The organism is Nocardioides sp. HDW12B, assembly GCF_011299595.1.
Classification (GTDB): Bacteria; Actinomycetota; Actinomycetes; order Propionibacteriales; family Nocardioidaceae; genus Marmoricola_A.
Genome location: NZ_CP049867.1, coordinates 3,379,291 through 3,395,969, shown reverse-complemented (window position 1 = coordinate 3,395,969; position 16,679 = coordinate 3,379,291). Strand labels below are relative to the sequence as shown.

Below are 16,679 nucleotides of genomic sequence, written 5' to 3'. Positions count from 1 at the left end.
CCGTGGCGGACGAGTTGGTCGTGGGGGCCCGGAGCGGCGCCACCCCGACGCCGCGCCGGACCCCCACGGTCACCTCGACCCCTGCGTCGGCGGCCACGTCCCCGGCGTTGTCCCCGGGCACGCCACTGGTCGCACCGCGCTGCGGTGAGCGGGGCGCCGTCACGGCCGAGGCCGCAGCGGTCCTGCCCCTCCTGCTCGCCCTGGCCTGGGGCCTGCTGTGGGTGATCTGCCTGGCCTCCACCCAGGTCCGGGTGGTCGACACGGCCCGGGAGGTCGCACGCGCGGCCGCGCGGGGCGAGACCGCACCGGACGTCGCCTCGGGCGACGGCCCCGTGCGGGTGTCGGTGAGTCGCAGCGGTGACACCGTGCGGGTCGTCGCCACCAGCACGGTCGGCGGTCCCGGGGGTCTCTTCGCCGTGCTCCCCGCGGTGGAGCTCACCTCGACCGCCGTGGCGGTCGAGGAGCCGTCGTGAGGACCGAGCGGGGGGCGGCGACGCCCTTCGTGCTGGGGCTGGCGTGCGCGCTGGTCCTCGCGACCGTCGTGCTGCTGGCCGGCGGCCGGCTGCTGGTCGAGCGCCGGAGGGCGGCGGCGGCCGCCGACCTCGCCGCGCTGGCCGGGGCGGTGGCCCTGCAGCACCTGCGTCCGGCCTGTCCCGAGGTGGCCCGGACGGCCGCGGCCAACGACGTGGAGCTGGTCTCCTGCCGGGTGGAGGGGGAGCAGGTGAGGGTCGCGACGGCGGTCACCGTGCGGCTCCTCGGGCGCGACCTCACCGTCGGGTCGCGGGCCCACGCCGGACCGGTCGGGCCGCAGACCGGTCTCTGACCCCCGGTCGCGGGGCCGGGACGCGCAGAGCGCGACTGAAGTCGGGCAGAGGGCGGGGTCGGAGACCGGCGCAGGGCGCGCGCAGGGGAGGCGGGTGATCAGCCGACGCTGGCGCCGGCGCCCTCGCCGTCGGGGCCGAGACCGGTGAGCAGCACGTCGAGCAGCAGCCCGGCCTCCCGCTTGGCCAGCGGCTGGTTGCCGTTGCCGCACTTGGGCGACTGCACGCAGGAGGGGCAGCCCGCCTCGCACTCGCAGGCCGCGATCGTCTCGCGGGTGGCGCGCAGCCAGGACCGTGCCGCCGTGAAGCCGCGCTCGGCGAACCCGGCCCCACCGGGGTGGCCGTCGTAGACGAAGACCGTCAGCCGGCCGGTGTCGGGGTGCAGGGCGGTCGAGACGCCGCCGATGTCCCAGCGGTCGCAGGTCGCGACCAGGGGGAGGATGCCGATCGAGGCGTGCTCGGCGGCGTGCGCGGCCCCGGGCAGGTCGGCCTCGGCCAGGCCGGAGGCCGCCAGCAGGCCGGCGGGCACCGTCCACCAGACCGCCTTGGTCTCCAGCACCCGCGGGGGCAGGTCCAGCGGCTCCTCGCCCAGGACCTCCCCGGAGGGCATCGCCTTCTTGAGGAACGCGACCACCTGCTGGGTGACCCGCACCGTGCCGAAGGACAGCGTGCACGCGTCCGGCCCCGTCGGCACCTGCTCGTCGACCCGCTCCTCGGCCACGACGTGGATGTCGGTGAGGTCGCGGGCGTAGGTCGCGTAGCCGGGGTCGGCCGCCGCCAGCACGGCCACGCCGTCCTCGAGGTCGAGGTCGTCGACGACGTACGACTCGCCCTGGTGCAGGTAGACCGCGCCCGTGTGCACGCTGGCGTGCGACGAGCCGGCGTCCACGGTGCCGATGACGCGACCGGTGCGCTTCTCCACCAGCTCCACGGGACGCCCGCCGGTGCTGCGGAGGTCGGCCAGGTCGCTGGGCCGTCCGCTGCGGGTCCAGTACCAGCCATCAGCGCGTGCCCTCAGCCAGCGGTGCTCCACCAGGGCGTCGAGGGCGTCGCGGACCGCGCCGGCGCCGTCGGGCCCGTCGCCGAAGAGGTCGAGGTCGTCCGCGCGCAGCGGCAGCTCGGCCGCCGCGGCGCAGAGGTGCGGCCCGCGGACGTAGGGGTTGCCGGGGTCGAACACGGTGGCCTCGACCGGTGCCCCCACCAGCATCTCGGGGTGGCTGACGAGGAAGGTGTCGAGCGGGTCGTCGCGCGCCACCAGCACCGCCAGGGCGTCGGTGCCGCGCCGACCGGCCCGACCCACCTGCTGCCACAGCGCCGCCCGGGTGCCGGGGAAGCCCGACATGAGCACGGCGTCGAGCCCGGAGATGTCGATGCCGAGCTCGAGCGCGTTGGTGGCCGCGACCCCGGTCAGCCGTCCCGAGCGCAGGTCCTCCTCCAGGGCCCGTCGGTCCTCCGGCAGGTAGCCGCCGCGGTACGCCGCCACCGTGGCCGGCAGCGAAGGGTCCACCTCGGCCAGCAGCCGCTGGCACGTCAGCGCCACCGACTCCGCTCCGCGGCGCGAGCGCACGAACGCCAGCGTGCGGACCCCGCCCGAGACCAGGTCGGCGAGCAGGTCGGCGGTCTCGGCGGTGGCGGCGCGGCGTACGGGCGCTCCCTGCTCGCCGACGAGATCGGTCAGCGGGGGCTCCCACAGCGCCAGCGACACCTCACCGCGGCGCGAGTCGTCGACGTCGACGACCTCGACCGGCAGCCCGGTGAGCCGCTGCGCCGAGACCCCGGGCTCGGCCACCGTCGCGGAGGCCAGCACGAAGGTCGGGTCGGAGCCGTGGGCCGCGCAGAGTCGCCGCAGTCTGCGCAGCACCTGGGCGACGTGGGCGCCGAAGACGCCGCGGTAGTGGTGGCACTCGTCGACCACGACGTAGCGCAGCTGCCCGAGGAAGCGGGCCCAGCGCGCATGGCCCGGCAGCAGCGAGTGGTGGAGCATGTCGGGGTTGGTGAGCACCCACTCGGCGTGGTCGCGCGCCCACTCGCGCTGCTCCGGCGGGCTGTCGCCGTCGTGGGTCACGGCGGCGAGCCGCGGCAGACCCAGGGCGGCGAGGCCCTGCAGCTGGTCGTTGGCGAGCGCCTTGGTGGGGGAGAGGTAGAGCACGGTGGCGCCCGGGCGGCCGTTGGGCCGCCGCGCCGCCAGCACCTCGGTGAGGGCCGGCAGCTGGAAGGCCAGCGTCTTGCCCGACGCCGTGCCGGTCGAGACCACGACGTGCCGCCCGGCGTGCGCCGACTCGGCCGCGAGCACCTGGTGCCGCCAGGGGCGATCGACGCCGCGCGCCCCGAACGCGGCCACCACCCGCGGGTCGGCCCACGCCGGCCAGTCGGCGTGCACCCCCGGCCGGGAAGGGAAGGTCTCGACGTGCCGCAGCTGTCCCTCGTCGCGCGGACGCACCAGCGCGAGCGGGTCGCGGGACTCGGGGAGGGGCACCGCCCCAGTGTCGCAACCGGGCCCGACACGGGGTGCCGCCCCACCCCCAGGGGTGACCCGGGGTGGCGGTGCGGGACATTCGCGCGAACCTTGGGGAGCGGCGTGGTTGAATGCGGTCTGGGCGGATCGGGACGTTCCTGGACCGCCGGAGCAGACGCGAGGAGATGTTGTGGACCTGTCTCTGGAGACACGCCAGGAGAACGACCGGACGGTCGTGGAGGTCGGCGGCGAGATCGACGTGTACACGGCGCCGAAGCTGCGGGAGTGCATCTCCGGGCTCGTCGACGACGGGCAGCGTCAGATCATCGTCGACCTGGAGCAGGTCGAGTTCATGGACTCCACCGGTCTCGGCGTCCTCGTCGGCGCCCTCAAGCGCGTGCGCACCGTCGAGGGCAACCTCGACCTGGTCTGCACCCAGGAGCGGCTGCTCAAGATCTTCCGCATCACCGGGCTGAGCAAGGTCTTCCCGATCCACGACTCGCAGTCCGCCGCGCTCTCCGCGCCGTGACCGCGAGCTCTTGACGCGATCGGCATGTCGGTGGTGACACGGACGGACAACGAGGTGGTCATCGCCATCGCCCGCGACGCGGCGCTGGTGCGGACCGCACGGCTGGTGGCGGCCGCGGTCGCGCGCCGTGCCGACCTCTCGGGCGCCCTCATCGAGGAGGTGCGGCTCGGCGTGGGCGAGGCCTGCGCCATCCTCATCGGCTCGGTCGAGCCCGGGACCCCGCACACCGAGGACATGGTCCACGTCGGGCTGCGCGGTGCCGTCCGGGGCGGCGGCGCCTTCGTCGTCGAGATCCGCGGGACCTACCAGCACCCCGACGGTGACCTCGACGAGCTCGGGATCGACCCGTGGGCCCTGCTGCGCGGGGTCACCGACGACGTCGTCGTCGACCTCGAGGGCGACCAGGCCACGGTCACGATGACCTGGCCGGCCTGACACCGACCTGTCGCCAGCCGTTCCCCGGCGAAACCCGGTGTGAGACACGCCACCCCCCTGTCCTCCCCGGGGGTGGCGCAGAAGTAGAGTCCCCAGCGTTCGTCGGGGGCAGGCGCGTGCCTGCCCGCACTGCGTGCGTCCCCCTCAGGCGGCGTGCCCGGTGTCCCATCGAAGGGCGCGCAGCGCTCGAAATCGGAGGAAACGCATGTCGCGGGTCTCGCTCGGCGTCCTGAACGCCGAGACAGCCGTGGAGCTCTCCGGTGGCAACTTCGTCCTGGTCCTGATTGTCGCTGCCATCGCGGTCGTCGCGCTGGTCATGGCATTCGTGTTCCGGTCCGAGGTGCTGTCCGCCGGCGAGGGCACGGACAACATGAAGCGGATCGCCCTGGCGGTCCAGGAGGGCGCCTCGGCGTACCTGACCAGGCAGTTCCGCACGCTGGCGGTGTTCGCCGCCGTGGCGTTCTTCGTGCTGCTGGCGCTGCCCGCCCCCGACATGGGGGTGCGGATCGGTCGCTCGATCTTCTTCCTCGTCGGCGCGGGTTTCTCCGGCGCCGTCGGCTACCTGGGCATGTCGCTCGCGGTCAAGGCCAACCTCCGGGTGGCGGCTGCGGCCAACACCGAGGGCCGTGAGCCGGCCATGACGATCGGTCTCCGCACCGGCGCCATGGTGGGCATGCTGACCGTCGGTCTGGGCCTGCTCGGTGCCGCGGTCGTGGTGCTGCTGTTCAAGAACGAGGCTCCCGACGTGCTCGAGGGCTTCGGCTTCGGCGCCGCGCTCCTGGCGATGTTCATGCGGGTCGGCGGCGGCATCTTCACCAAGGCCGCCGACGTCGGCGCCGACCTGGTCGGCAAGGTCGAGCAGAACATTCCCGAGGACGACCCGCGCAACGCCGCCACCATCGCCGACAACGTGGGCGACAACGTGGGCGACTGCGCCGGCATGGCCGCCGACCTCTTCGAGTCGTACGCCGTCACCCTGGTCGCCGCGCTGATCCTCGGCTCGCAGGCCTTCGGCGACAAGGGCCTGGTCTACCCGCTGCTCATCCCCGCCATCGGCGCGCTCACCGCGGTGGCGGGCGTCTACCTCACCAAGCCGAAGCCGGGCGAGAACGGCCTCACGACCATCAACAGGTCCTTCTACCTCAGCGCCGGCGTCGCCGCGCTCGGGTCGGTCGTGCTGTCGTTCCTCTACCTGCCCACCAGCTTCAGCGACTTCGAGGGCCTCGGCACCAACTCGCTCGAGCTGATCTCGGGCGCTCCCGAGGGCAACCCCGCGCTCATCGCCAGCGTCGCCGTCGTCATCGGCATCGTGATGGCTGCCGGCATCCTGGCGCTGACCGGCTACTACACCGGCACCGAGTACCGCCCCGTCAAGGACGTCGGCAAGACCTCGCTCACCGGGCCGGCCACCGTCATCCTGTCCGGCCTGTCGGTCGGCTTCGAGTCCGCGGTCTACACGACCCTGGTCATCGGCGCCGCGGTGTTCGGCTCCTTCCTGCTCGGTGGCGCCTCGCTGACCGTCTCGCTGTTCGCCGTCGCGCTGGCCGGCTGCGGTCTGCTCACCACCGTCGGAGTCATCGTCGCGATGGACACCTTCGGTCCCGTCTCCGACAACGCCCAGGGCGTCGCCGAGATGTCCGGCGACGTCAGCCCCGAGGGCGCACAGATCCTCACCGAGCTCGACGCGGTCGGCAACACCACGAAGGCCATCACCAAGGGCATCGCGATCGCCACGGCCGTGCTCGCCGCGACCGCGCTCTTCGGCTCCTACGCCACCTCGGTGCTCGAGGCGCTCAACGACTCCGGTGCCGACGCCGAGGAGACCGGGCAGGAGCTGCTCAGCTTCTTCGTGTTCAACCCCTCGGTGCTGGTCGGCGTGCTGCTCGGCTCGGCCGTGGTGTTCCTCTTCTCCGGGCTCGCCATCAACGCGGTCGCCCGCGCCGCCGGCGCGGTCGTCTACGAGGTGCGCCGCCAGTTCCGGGAGATCCCCGGGATCATGGAGGGCACCGGTCGTCCGGAGTACGGCAAGGTCGTCGACATCGTCACCCGCGACTCGCTGCGCGAGCTCATCACCCCGGGCGTGCTCGCCGTGATGGCGCCCGTCGCGGTGGGCTTCGGCCTCGGTGCCACCGCCCTGGCCGGGTTCCTCGCAGGAGCCATCGGCACCGGCACGCTCATGGCGGTCTTCCTGGCCAACGCCGGCGGCGCCTGGGACAACGCCAAGAAGCTCGTCGAGGACGGGCACCACGGCGGCAAGGGCTCCCCGGCCCACGAGGCCACCGTCATCGGCGACACCGTCGGCGACCCGTTCAAGGACACCGCCGGACCGGCCATCAACCCGCTCATCAAGGTGATGAACCTGGTCTCGCTGCTCATCGCCAGCGCGGTGGTCTCGCTCAGCGTCGGCGACGACTCGAACGACGCCCTCCGGATCCTCATCGCCCTCGTGGCGGTGGCGATCATCGCCGGCGTGGTCATCATGTCCTCGCGTCGCGGGGTCACCATCGGCGGCGACGCCGAGGAGCCGCGCAAGACCCAGGTCTGACCTGATCCGCCCGACGAGCCGCTCTCCCTCCGGGAGGGCGGCTCGTCCGCGTCGGCCCTAGGCTGCGCGGGTGACCCCCCTCGAGACCGACGTCGTGCGACGTCTGCGTGACGCGCTGGCCACCGCCGACTACACCGTCGACTCGGTCGCCGAGATCCTCGGGCCCGTCGCGCACGCCGCGCTCGGGCGCAACGAGACGACCGCGGCGCGTCGCGCCACGACCGGCGGCACGCCCGGCGAGACGCTCACGCGGCTCTGGCTGCTGCAGTCCTCCGTGGCGCGCCCGGACGCCGAGGCCGCGCTGCCCGGTCTGCTGCCCGACCTCCTCGCCGCCGGGGTGCTCACCGGCGCGGACGACGGGCACGTGCGGGCGGCCGTCGACGTGAGCCCCTACTCCACCGACGACGGGGAGTGGTGGGTCGTCAGCGACCTCACGCCCGGGCTCGACGGCGCCCCCAACGCGGTGGCGGCCGACCACGTGCTCGGCATCAGCTCGGCGTCCGGTTCGCTGGCCCAGCTCGCCGTACGCCGTCCGGTGGGGCGCGCGCTCGACCTCGGCACCGGCTGCGGCGTCCAGGCGCTCCACCTGGCCGAGCACGCGGGCGAGGTCGTGGCCACCGACGTCAACGAGCGCGCGCTCCTCATGGCGCGCACGACGGCCGCGCTCAACGGGGTCGAGGTCGACGTCCGCGCCGGCAGCCTCTACGAGCCGGTCGCCGGAGAGCGCTTCGACCTGGTCGTGACCAACCCGCCCTTCGTGGTCTCGCCCCCGGGCGGGGAGCTGCTGGTCTACCGCGACTCCGGCCTGCCCGGCGACGAGGTGGTGCGCCGGGTGGTCACCGAGGCGCCGGGGCACCTGACCCCCGGGGGCGTGGCCCAGGTGCTGGCGAACTGGGTGCACGTCGAGGGCCGGCCGTGGCAGGAGCGGCTCGAGGAGTGGCTCGCCGGGTCGGGCTGCGACGCCTGGGTGGTGCAGCGCGAGGTCGCCGACCCCGCGGAGTACGTCGAGCTGTGGTTGCGCGACGCGGGCGTCCACGGCCGTCCCGACTACGTCAGCCGCTACGACGCCTGGCTGCAGTGGTTCGCCGAGCAGGGGGTGAGCGGGATCGGCTTCGGGTGGCTGACGCTGCGGCGTACCGACCGGGCGCGGCCCGTGACCCGGGTCGAGGACTGGCCGCACGCGGTGGAGCAGCCGCTGGGGCCGACGGTCGGTGACTGGCTGGAGCGGGTGGACCGGTTGGCCGACCTCGACGACCGCGCCGTGCTCGCCGCGCGCTGGCGCCGTCGCGGCGACGTGGTGGAGGAGACCACCGGCGAGCCCGGGGCGGCCGACCCGGAGACGATCGTGGTGCGTCAGCAGCGGGGGCTGCGGCGCGCGCGCCAGGTCGACACCGTCACCGCCGCGGTGCTGGGCGCCAGCGACGGCGAGCTCAGCCTGCACCAGATCCTGGCGGCTCTCGCCCAGCTCCTCGAGCGGCCCGTCGAGGAGCTCGTCGCGTCCGCGCTGCCCGAGGTGAGGTCGCTCGTCGACGACGGGTATCTGCTGTTCTGAGGCCCACCCGGTGCGGGCCGTTCCCCGGCCTGTTGACGCGAGGGGCTACCGTCATGTGCTCCACTGTCCTGGACCGACCCCACGAACGCCGTGATGTCAAGGGCCGGGCAGCAGTCGACACCCGTACGCAACGAACCACCGATGAGGGAGTGCCCGCGTGGCAAGCAAGGGATCCAAGGCAGGCTCCGGCGCAGGGGGTCACAAGCTCGTGATCGTCGAGTCGCCGGCCAAGGCGAAGACCATCGCCGGCTACCTGGGCTCGGGCTACGTCGTGGAGTCGTCCATCGGTCACATCCGCGACCTGCCGCGCGACGCCGCGGACGTCCCCGCCTCCATCAAGGGCGAGAAGTGGGCGCGGCTCGGTGTCGACGTGGACAACGAGTTCACCCCCTACTACGTCGTCAGCCGGGACAAGAAGCCCCACATGACGAAGCTGAAGGGCCTGCTCAAGGAGGCGTCCGAGCTCTACCTCGCCACGGACGAGGACCGCGAGGGCGAGGCCATCGCGTGGCACCTCGAGCAGGAGCTGAAGCCCAAGGTGCCCGTGCACCGCATGGTCTTCCACGAGATCACCAAGCAGGCGATCCAGGAGGCGGTGGACAACCCGCGCACCCTCGACCTCGACCTCGTCGAGGCCCAGGAGGCGCGACGGATCCTCGACCGGCTCTACGGCTACGAGGTCTCGCCGGTGCTGTGGAAGAAGGTCATGCCGCGGCTGTCGGCCGGTCGCGTCCAGTCGGTCGCGACCCGCCTGGTGGTGGACCGTGAGCGCGAGCGGATCGCCTTCCGGGTCGCGTCGTACTGGGACCTCGAGGGCACCTTCGACGCCGGCAGCGACCACGCCGAGCGGATGTTCCCGGCGAAGCTCTCCTCCGTCGACGGCGCCCGGGTGGCCCGCGGCTCCGACTTCGACCCCCAGGCCAACCTGGTCTCGACGGGCTCGCCCGGCAAGCAGGTCGTCCACCTCGACCGGACCCGCGCCGAGGCGCTGTCGGCGGCCGTCAGCGACACCGCGTTCACCGTGCGCTCCGTCGAGGCCAAGCCCTACACCCGCAAGCCCTACGCGCCGTTCCGGACCACGACGTTGCAGCAGGAGGCCAGCCGCAAGCTCGGCTACGGCGCCTCACGCACGATGCAGATCGCGCAGCGGCTGTACGAGAACGGCTTCATCACCTACATGCGCACCGACTCGATCACGCTGTCGACCTCGGCCGTCAACGCGGCCCGGGGCCAGGTGCGCGAGCTGTACGGCGCGGAGTACCTCCCCGACTCCCCGCGGACCTACCAGTCCAAGGTGAAGAACGCCCAGGAGGCCCACGAGGCGATCCGTCCCGCGGGGGAGTCCTTCCGCACCCCGGCGCAGACCGGCCTGTCGGGCGACGAGTTCCGGCTCTACGAGCTGATCTGGATGCGCACGGTCGCCTCGCAGATGAAGGACGCCCAGGGGCGCTCCGTCGCGATCCGGCTCGGCGGCACCGCCGCCACCGGCGAGGATGTCGTCTTCAGCGCCACCGGTCGCGTCATCACCTTCTACGGCTTCCTCAAGGCGTACGTCGAGGGCTCCGACGACCCGGAGAAGGAGTCCGACGACTCCCAGACCCGCCTGCCCGACGTCCGCGAGGGCGACGTCGTGACGGCGGCCCGCATCGCCGCCGCCGGTCACGAGACCAAGCCGCCCGCCCGCTACACCGAGGCCAGCCTGGTCAAGGAGCTGGAGGAGCGCGAGATCGGCCGCCCGTCGACGTACGCCTCGATCATCGGCACCATCCTCAACCGCGGCTACGTCTACAAGAAGGGCACCGCACTGGTGCCCGCCTGGCTGGCGTTCTCGGTCACCCGGCTGCTGGAGGACCACTTCCCGCGGCTGGTGTCCTACGAGTTCACCGCCTCGATGGAGGACAACCTCGACGAGATCGCGTCCGGCCGTCGCGACCGGGTCAACGAGCTGGGCGAGTTCTACTTCGGCTCCGCCGACGTCGAGGGGCTGCAGAAGCTCGTCACCGAGCTCGGCGACATCGACGCCCGCGAGCTCGCCACCTTCCCGATCGGCGAGGGCATCAACCTGCGCGTGGGCCGCTACGGGCCCTACGTCGAGGACGAGGAGCAGAACCGCGGCAACGTGCCGGAGGACCTGCCGCCCGACGAGCTCACGGTCGAGAAGGCCAAGGAGCTGCTGGCCAACCCGGCCGGGCAGGAGCAGGTGCTCGGCGAGGACCCCGAGTCGGGCCTGACGATCGTGGCCAAGAACGGTCGCTACGGTCCCTACGTCACCGAGCAGCTGCCCGAGGACGCCCCGAAGTCGGCGCGGCCGCGCACGTCCTCGTTGTTCAAGTCGATGTCGCTGGACGCGATCACGCTCGAGGACGCGCTGCGGCTGCTCACGCTGCCGCGCGTGGTGGGCGTCGACCCGGAGTCCGGTGAGGAGATCACCGCGCAGAACGGTCGCTACGGTCCCTACCTGAAGAAGGGCACCGACTCGCGCACGATCGGCTCCGAGGAGCAGCTGCTCACGATCTCGCTCGACGAGGCGCTGAAGATCTACGCCCAGCCGAAGGCGCGCGGGCGCGCCGCGGCCGACCCGGGTCGCGAGATCGGCGAGGACCCGGTCAGCAAGCAGATGATCACGGTGAAGTCCGGCCGCTTCGGGCCCTACGTCACCGACGGTGAGTACAACGCGACCCTGCGCCAGGGCGACGACCAGGCCACCGTGACCCTCGAGCGGGCCGCCGAGCTGCTCGCCGAGCGTCGGGCCAAGGGGCCGGCCAAGAAGGCCGCCAAGCGTGGGGCCAAGAAGGCGCCGGCCAAGAAGACGACCGCGAAGAAGACGACGACCAAGAAGGCCACCGCCAAGAAGTCCACGGCGAAGAAGGCGACCACCAAGAAGGCCACCGCCAAGAAGTCCTGAGTGCCGGGTGCCGGGTCGGGCGGGGTCGCCAGTGCGGCCGGGTGTCCGGCCGGGCGTCGCCGTGTCGCCCGGTGGCCCGCTGCCCGGTGGCGTCCGGCGACGAGGCGGCCACGCCTCCTGAGTGCCCGACCGGGCACCCGGCCGCTGGCGACCCCGCCCGACCCGGGGTCCTGCTGCTCGGTGGCGTCCGGCGACGAGGCGGCCACGCCTCCTGAGTGCCCGACCGGGCACCCGGCCGCTGGCGACCCCGCCCGACCCGGCGTCCTGCTGCTCCTGGCGTCGGTAGGGTGGGGCGGTGAACGCACTGCGCATCCCGGCGTTCCGACGGCTGTGGGTGGGGCTCGGGCTCTCGAGCCTGGGGGACTGGCTGGGACTGCTCGCGCTGACGGCGATGGCCAACCAGCTGGCCGACGGCTACGCGGAGAAGAACTACGCCATCGCCGGCGTGCTGTTCCTGCGGGTGCTGCCGGCGATCGTGTTCGGCCCACTCGCCGGCTACGTCGCCGACCGGGTCGACCGGCGCACCGTGCTGGTGTGGGGCGACTACGTCCGCGGCGCGCTGTTCCTGACCATCCCGCTCGTCGGCACCCTGTGGTGGGTCTTCGTCGTGACCGTGCTGGTGGAGATCGTGAGCCTGCTCTGGCTGCCGGCCAAGGACGCCACCGTCCCCAACCTGGTGCCGCGCCACCTGCTCGAGCAGGCCAACCAGATCAGCATCGCCACGACCTACGGCTCGGCCGTGCCCGCAGCCGTCCTCTTCGCCCTGCTCACGGCCCTGGACCGGGTGGTGCCCGCCCTCATGGGGTGGCTCGACCGAGGCGCGGTCGACGTCGCGCTCTACGTCAACGGGCTCTCCTTCATCGTGTCCGGCATCGTCATCGCCCGGCTGACCGGCATCCCGTCCGGCCCCGCCGCCCACGCGGACGAGGGGAGCGTCTGGCGCGTCATCGGCAACGGCTGGTCCTACGTCCTCCGCACCCCGGTGGTGCGGGCGCTCGTGCTCGGCATGGCCGGGGCGTTCGCCGCCGGCGGCGTCGTGGTGGGCCTGGCGCGCACCCACGTCGCCGACCTCGGCGCCGGCGACTCCGGGTACGGCGTCCTCTTCGGCGCGGTGTTCGTGGGCATGGGCACGGGCCTGTGGCGCGGCCCGCGCCTGCTCGCGCGGCTCAGCCGGCGCCGGGTCTTCGGGGTGGCCCTCACGGGGGCCGGCCTGCTGCTGGTCCCGCTCGCCCTGGTGCCCCATCTCGAGGTGGTGGCGGCGCTGGCGGTCGGGGTCGGCTTCCTGGCCGGGGCCGCGTGGGTGACCGGGATGACGCTGCTGGGTCTCGAGGTGCCCGACGAGCTGCGCGGGCGGACCTTCGCCTTCGTGGCCACCCTGGTCCGTCTCGTGCTGGCGCTGGTGCTGGCCGTCGCCCCGCTCGTCGCCGGCCTCATCGGCGTCGTGCGCTTCGGCCCGGTCGACGCCACGGGCCAGTCGCTGTTCGAGTACCGCGGCGCCGCACTCACCATGCTGGTGGCCGCCGTCGGCATGACCGTTGTCGGTGTGCTTGCCTATCGTCGGATGAACGACGACGAAGGGCGGTCGCTGGTGAGCGATCTGGGACAGGCGCTGCCGCAGGGCCTGCTGGACCGTGCCGCGGGCCGCTACGCGCCGCTGGGGGTCTTCATCGCCCTCGAGGGCGGCGAGGGAGCCGGCAAGTCGACGCAGGCCCGGCAGCTGAAGGACTGGCTGCAGGCCGAGGGGTACGACGTGGTGCTGACCCGGGAGCCCGGCGACACGGCCATCGGCCAGCAGCTGCGCCGCATCGTCCTCGATCCGGCGACGGGCACCATGTCCGACCGCACCGAGGCGTTGCTCTACGCCGCCGACAAGGCCGAGCACGTGGACCGCGTCGTGGCCCCGGCGCTGGAGCGGGGGGCCGTGGTCGTCACCGACCGCTACGTCGACTCCACCCTCGCCTACCAGGGAGCGGGGCGCGACCTCGCCGACGCCGAGGTGGAGCGCATCGCCCGGTGGGCCACCGACGACCTGCGGCCCCACCTCACCGTGCTGCTCGACCTCGAGCCCGCGACCGGCATGGGTCGCTTCGAGGAGCGCGACCGCATCGAGGCCGAGTCGCTGGAGTTCCACCAGCGTGTGCGGGCGATGTTCCTCCGGCTCGCCGCCGCCCAGCCGGAGCACTACCTCGTCGTCGACGCCGGGGCCTCGGTGACGGAGATCGCCGACCGGGTGCGCGAGCGGGTGACCCCGCTGCTGGAGCAGGCGGTGCGGTCCGGCGGCACCCGCACGCTGCGGGCGACCGGGCCGGAGGAGCCGCGATGAGCGTGTGGGACGGCCTGGTGGGGCAGCGGCACGTCATCGCCACCCTGTCGGCGGCCGCGCGCGGCGAGGGCATGACCCACGCGTGGCTCTTCACGGGCCCGCCCGGGTCGGGCCGGTCCAACGCCGCGGTCGCCTTCGCCGCGGCCCTGCAGTGCCTCGACGCCGGCTGCGGGCACTGCGACGAGTGCCTCAGCGTGCTGGCCGGGTCGCACCCCGACGTGACCGTCAAGCGCACGGAGAAGGTCAACATCTCCGTCGACGACGCCCGCCGCTGGGTGCGCGACGCCTCGCTGCTGCCGGTGCGCAACCGCTGGCAGGTGATCGTCGTCGAGGACGCCGACCGGCTGCACGAGCGCGCCAACAACGCCTTGCTCAAGGCCATCGAGGAGCCGGGCCACAAGACGGTGTGGATCCTGTGCGCCCCCCAGCCCGACGACGTGCTGCCGACCATCCGGTCGCGCTCGCGCCGTGTCACCCTCGCCACGCCCTCGCCGGAGCAGGTGACCGGGTTCCTGCGTGAGCGGATCGGCGTCGAGCCGGGACTCGCCGCGCACGCGGCGCGCGCCAGCCAGGGCCACATCGGCCTGGCACGGGCGCTCGCCACCCAGGAGGACACCCGCAACCGGCGCCGCGAGACCGTCACGCTGCCGACCCGGCTGACCTCGCTGGGCGCCTGCATGACGGCGGCGGCCAACCTCGTCGACATCGCCAACCAGGAGGCGGCGTCGCGGACCAGGGCGACGGTCGAGCGCGAGACCGCCGATCTCGAGACGCTCTACGGCGAGGACCGCCGGTCGAAAGCCTCGCGGTCCTACCGGGCGGCCGAGGCCGACCTGAAGCGCAACCAGAAGGCCCGCGAGAAGCGGGTCGTCCTCGACGTCGTCGACCGGTCGCTGATGGACGTGCTCTCGGTGCTCCGCGACGTCCTCATGCTCCAGACGGGCGCCGGGCAGCCCCTCGTCAACGACGAGCAGCGCGTGGCGCTGGCCGAGCTGGCCCGGGCCACGACCCCGGAGGAGACGCTGCGCAAGGTCGACGCCGTCTACGCCGCCCGCGAGCAGATGCTGGAGTTCAACGTGCCCCCTCTGCTGGCGATGGAGTCGATGATGGTCGCGCTGCGCGTCCCGAGCCGGGCCGCGCGATGAGCCCACGCCGTACGCCGCGGTCGGTCGCCTCCGCGCTGCTGGCGCTCCTCGCACTGATCGGCGTGAGCGTCCTGGCGGGCTGCTCGTTCCTCGGCGACGAGGACCTGCCGAGCGAGCCGCTGCCCGAGGTGGAGGCCACCGACGGCGCTCCCGCCCCGCTGCTCGAGGTCTACGACCAGCAGCTCAGTTGGCGCGAGTGCCGCGCCGACCGCGAGTGCGCCGAGCTGCAGGTGCCGCTCGACTACGCCGACCCGGGCGGTGAGCAGATCACCCTCGCGCTGCTGCGGGTGCCGGCCGAGGATGCCGACCGCCGCATCGGGTCGCTGGTCGTCAACCCCGGCGGGCCGGGGGTCTCGGGGGTGACCTACGCCGCCGACGCCGACACCTACTTCGGCGAGGAGCTGCGCGAGGTCTTCGACATCGTCGGCTTCGACCCGCGCGGCGTCGCCGAGAGCACCCCGGTCGACTGCCGGACCGACGCGGAGCTGGACGCCTACATCGGCGCCGACCCGGACCCGGAGACCCGCGCCGAGCTGCGGGAGGCCCGCGCGCTCTTCGCCGCCTTCGGCGAGGGCTGCCTCGAGCGCAGCGGCGACCTGACCCGCCACGTGTCCACCGAGGAGGTGGCCCGCGACCTCGACGTGCTCCGGGCGGTGCTGGGCCAGGAGAAGCTGACCTACTTCGGCGCCTCCTACGGCACCTTCATCGGCGCGACCTACGCCGACCTCTTCCCCGAGCGGGTGGGACGCCTCGTGCTCGACGGCGCGATCGACCCCACGGTCGGCCCCGTCGAGCAGGCGACGGTCCAGGCCCGCGGGTTCGAGACGGCGCTCACGGCGTACGTCGAGGACTGCATGGCCGAGGACGACTGCTACCTCGGCAGCGACGTCGAGGAGGGGCTCGAGCGCATCCGCGGGCTGCTCGACGACCTGGACGCCGAGCCGTTGCCGGCCGGGGACGACGACCGGCTGCTCACCGAGGGCCGTGCGATCTACGGCATCTGGGCGCCGCTCTACGACGAGTCCTACTGGGGCCTGCTCGACAGCGCCGTCTCCGCGGCGCTCGACGGCGACGGCACCGACCTGCTGCGTCTCAGCGACGCCTACACCTCGCGCGGGCCCTCGGGCTACGTCAACAACTCCCTGGAGGCCCTGGTGGCGGTGAACTGCCTCGACCGCCCCCAGGGGCTCTCGCCCCGGGAGGCGCGCGCTGCGGCGCCGCAGATCGAGAAGGCCTCGCCGACGTTCGGCCGGGTCTTCGCCGTCGGGCTGACCGGCTGCCGCGACTGGCCCGTGCAGACCGGCAACGAGCCCGGTCCGCTGACCGCCCGCGGGGCCGACCCGATCCTGGTCGTGGGCACCACCCGCGACCCGGCCACCCCGCTGGTGTGGGCCGAGGCACTCGCCGACCAGCTCACCAGCGGCGTGCTGGTCCGACGCGACGGCGACGGGCACACGGGCTACCGCGCCGGCAACGAGTGCGTGGACTCCGCCGTCGAGAGCTACCTGGTCTCCGGCGACGTCCCCGGGGGCACCGTCGAGTGCTGAGGGCGGTGCGAGGTCCGTGCGCCCCGGAGCGCGTCGCGCGCTCCGGGGTGGGTACATCCCACCCATGAGCACTCCAGGACACGGCAGCGAGAACGACGAGCCGGTGCGCGACAACCCCGGCCAGGACAACGAGCAGACCGCCGACCCGGCCGAGGGCGACACCGCTCCGACCGTGCGTCCGCCCGAGCACGGCTCGCCCGCCACCGGCGAGGCCGAGTAGCACGCGCGACGGCGCCGGGGCTCCGCCCGATCCGATTGGGAGGCGACCGGCGCGTCCCCCTATACTCGTCCGGCGTGGTCAGGCCCGGGTCGTCCCGGGAGCCTGGCCACGAGGCCGCCTTAGCTCAGTCGGTAGAGCGATTCACTCGTAATGAATAGGTCGTCGGTTCGATTCCGACAGGCGGCTCCACCCGTTCACCGGA

The 16,679-nt window shown here is 73.4% G+C and carries 12 protein-coding genes and 1 tRNA gene; 12 read left to right on the top strand and 1 reads right to left on the bottom strand.

All coding sequences use genetic code 11. The features are described 5' to 3' along the window. The first annotated feature begins 2 nt into the window (after nucleotides 1-2). Both G7072_RS15875 and G7072_RS15870 read left to right on the top strand, forming a co-directional pair. A complete protein-coding gene (locus G7072_RS15875) occupies nucleotides 3-473 on the top strand; it encodes a TadE family type IV pilus minor pilin (RefSeq protein ID WP_240916992.1) in 471 nt (156 codons plus the stop codon). After that, entirely contained in the window at nucleotides 470-823 is a 354-nt protein-coding gene (locus G7072_RS15870; RefSeq protein ID WP_166088077.1) for an Rv3654c family TadE-like protein, read from the top strand. Before G7072_RS15875 ends, G7072_RS15870 begins: the two co-directional genes overlap by 4 nt. A 98-nt stretch (nucleotides 824-921) precedes the next feature. Here G7072_RS15870 and G7072_RS15865 read toward each other — a convergent pair whose 3' ends face one another. Further along, entirely contained in the window at nucleotides 922-3,297 is a 2,376-nt protein-coding gene (locus tag G7072_RS15865) for a DEAD/DEAH box helicase (RefSeq protein ID WP_240916991.1), read from the bottom strand. A 169-nt stretch (nucleotides 3,298-3,466) separates the two neighbouring features. On the opposite strand from G7072_RS15865, the gene G7072_RS15860 reads away from it, so the two are divergent. The 10 genes from G7072_RS15860 to G7072_RS15815 all read left to right on the top strand — a co-directional run bounded on the left by G7072_RS15860 (nucleotide 3,467) and on the right by G7072_RS15815 (nucleotide 16,666). Then, the gene (locus G7072_RS15860) at nucleotides 3,467-3,805 is read left to right on the top strand and encodes an anti-sigma factor antagonist (RefSeq protein ID WP_166088072.1); all 339 of its coding nucleotides are present in this window, start codon (nucleotides 3,467-3,469) and stop codon (nucleotides 3,803-3,805) included. 24 nt (nucleotides 3,806-3,829) lie between these two features. Beyond that, nucleotides 3,830-4,240, top strand: a complete 411-nt coding sequence (locus tag G7072_RS15855) for an ATP-binding protein (protein ID WP_166088070.1) — start codon at nucleotides 3,830-3,832, stop codon at nucleotides 4,238-4,240. 205 nt (nucleotides 4,241-4,445) lie between these two features. After that, the gene (locus G7072_RS15850) at nucleotides 4,446-6,785 is read left to right on the top strand and encodes a sodium-translocating pyrophosphatase (RefSeq protein ID WP_166088068.1); all 2,340 of its coding nucleotides are present in this window, start codon (nucleotides 4,446-4,448) and stop codon (nucleotides 6,783-6,785) included. A gap of 70 nt (nucleotides 6,786-6,855) precedes the next feature. Then, on the top strand, nucleotides 6,856-8,337 hold the full coding sequence (locus G7072_RS15845) for a methyltransferase (protein ID WP_166088066.1): 1,482 nt from the start codon (nucleotides 6,856-6,858) through the stop codon (nucleotides 8,335-8,337). Nucleotides 8,338-8,494: 157 nt separating this feature from the next. Beyond that, complete coding sequence (gene topA / locus G7072_RS15840) at nucleotides 8,495-11,242, top strand: type I DNA topoisomerase (RefSeq protein ID WP_240916990.1); 2,748 nt, start codon at nucleotides 8,495-8,497, stop codon at nucleotides 11,240-11,242. 295 nt (nucleotides 11,243-11,537) lie between these two features. After that, nucleotides 11,538-13,565: a dTMP kinase gene (gene tmk, locus G7072_RS15835; protein WP_240916989.1), complete on the top strand. Its 2,028-nt coding sequence runs from the start codon at nucleotides 11,538-11,540 to the stop codon at nucleotides 13,563-13,565. Beyond that, the gene (locus G7072_RS15830) at nucleotides 13,562-14,710 is read left to right on the top strand and encodes a DNA polymerase III subunit delta' (RefSeq protein ID WP_166088064.1); all 1,149 of its coding nucleotides are present in this window, start codon (nucleotides 13,562-13,564) and stop codon (nucleotides 14,708-14,710) included. Before tmk ends, G7072_RS15830 begins: the two co-directional genes overlap by 4 nt. Next, entirely contained in the window at nucleotides 14,707-16,257 is a 1,551-nt protein-coding gene (locus G7072_RS15825; RefSeq protein ID WP_166088062.1) for an alpha/beta hydrolase, read from the top strand. The genes G7072_RS15830 and G7072_RS15825 overlap by 4 nt, the downstream gene beginning before the upstream one ends. Before the next feature lie 64 nt (nucleotides 16,258-16,321). Further along, nucleotides 16,322-16,477 carry a hypothetical protein gene (locus G7072_RS15820; RefSeq protein ID WP_166088060.1) on the top strand — a complete coding sequence of 52 codons (156 nt, stop codon included), beginning with the start codon at nucleotides 16,322-16,324 and terminating at the stop codon, nucleotides 16,475-16,477. Between the two features lie 113 nt (nucleotides 16,478-16,590). Continuing rightward, nucleotides 16,591-16,666 (top strand) — tRNA-Thr (locus tag G7072_RS15815). The last annotated feature ends 13 nt before the right edge of the window (nucleotides 16,667-16,679 follow it).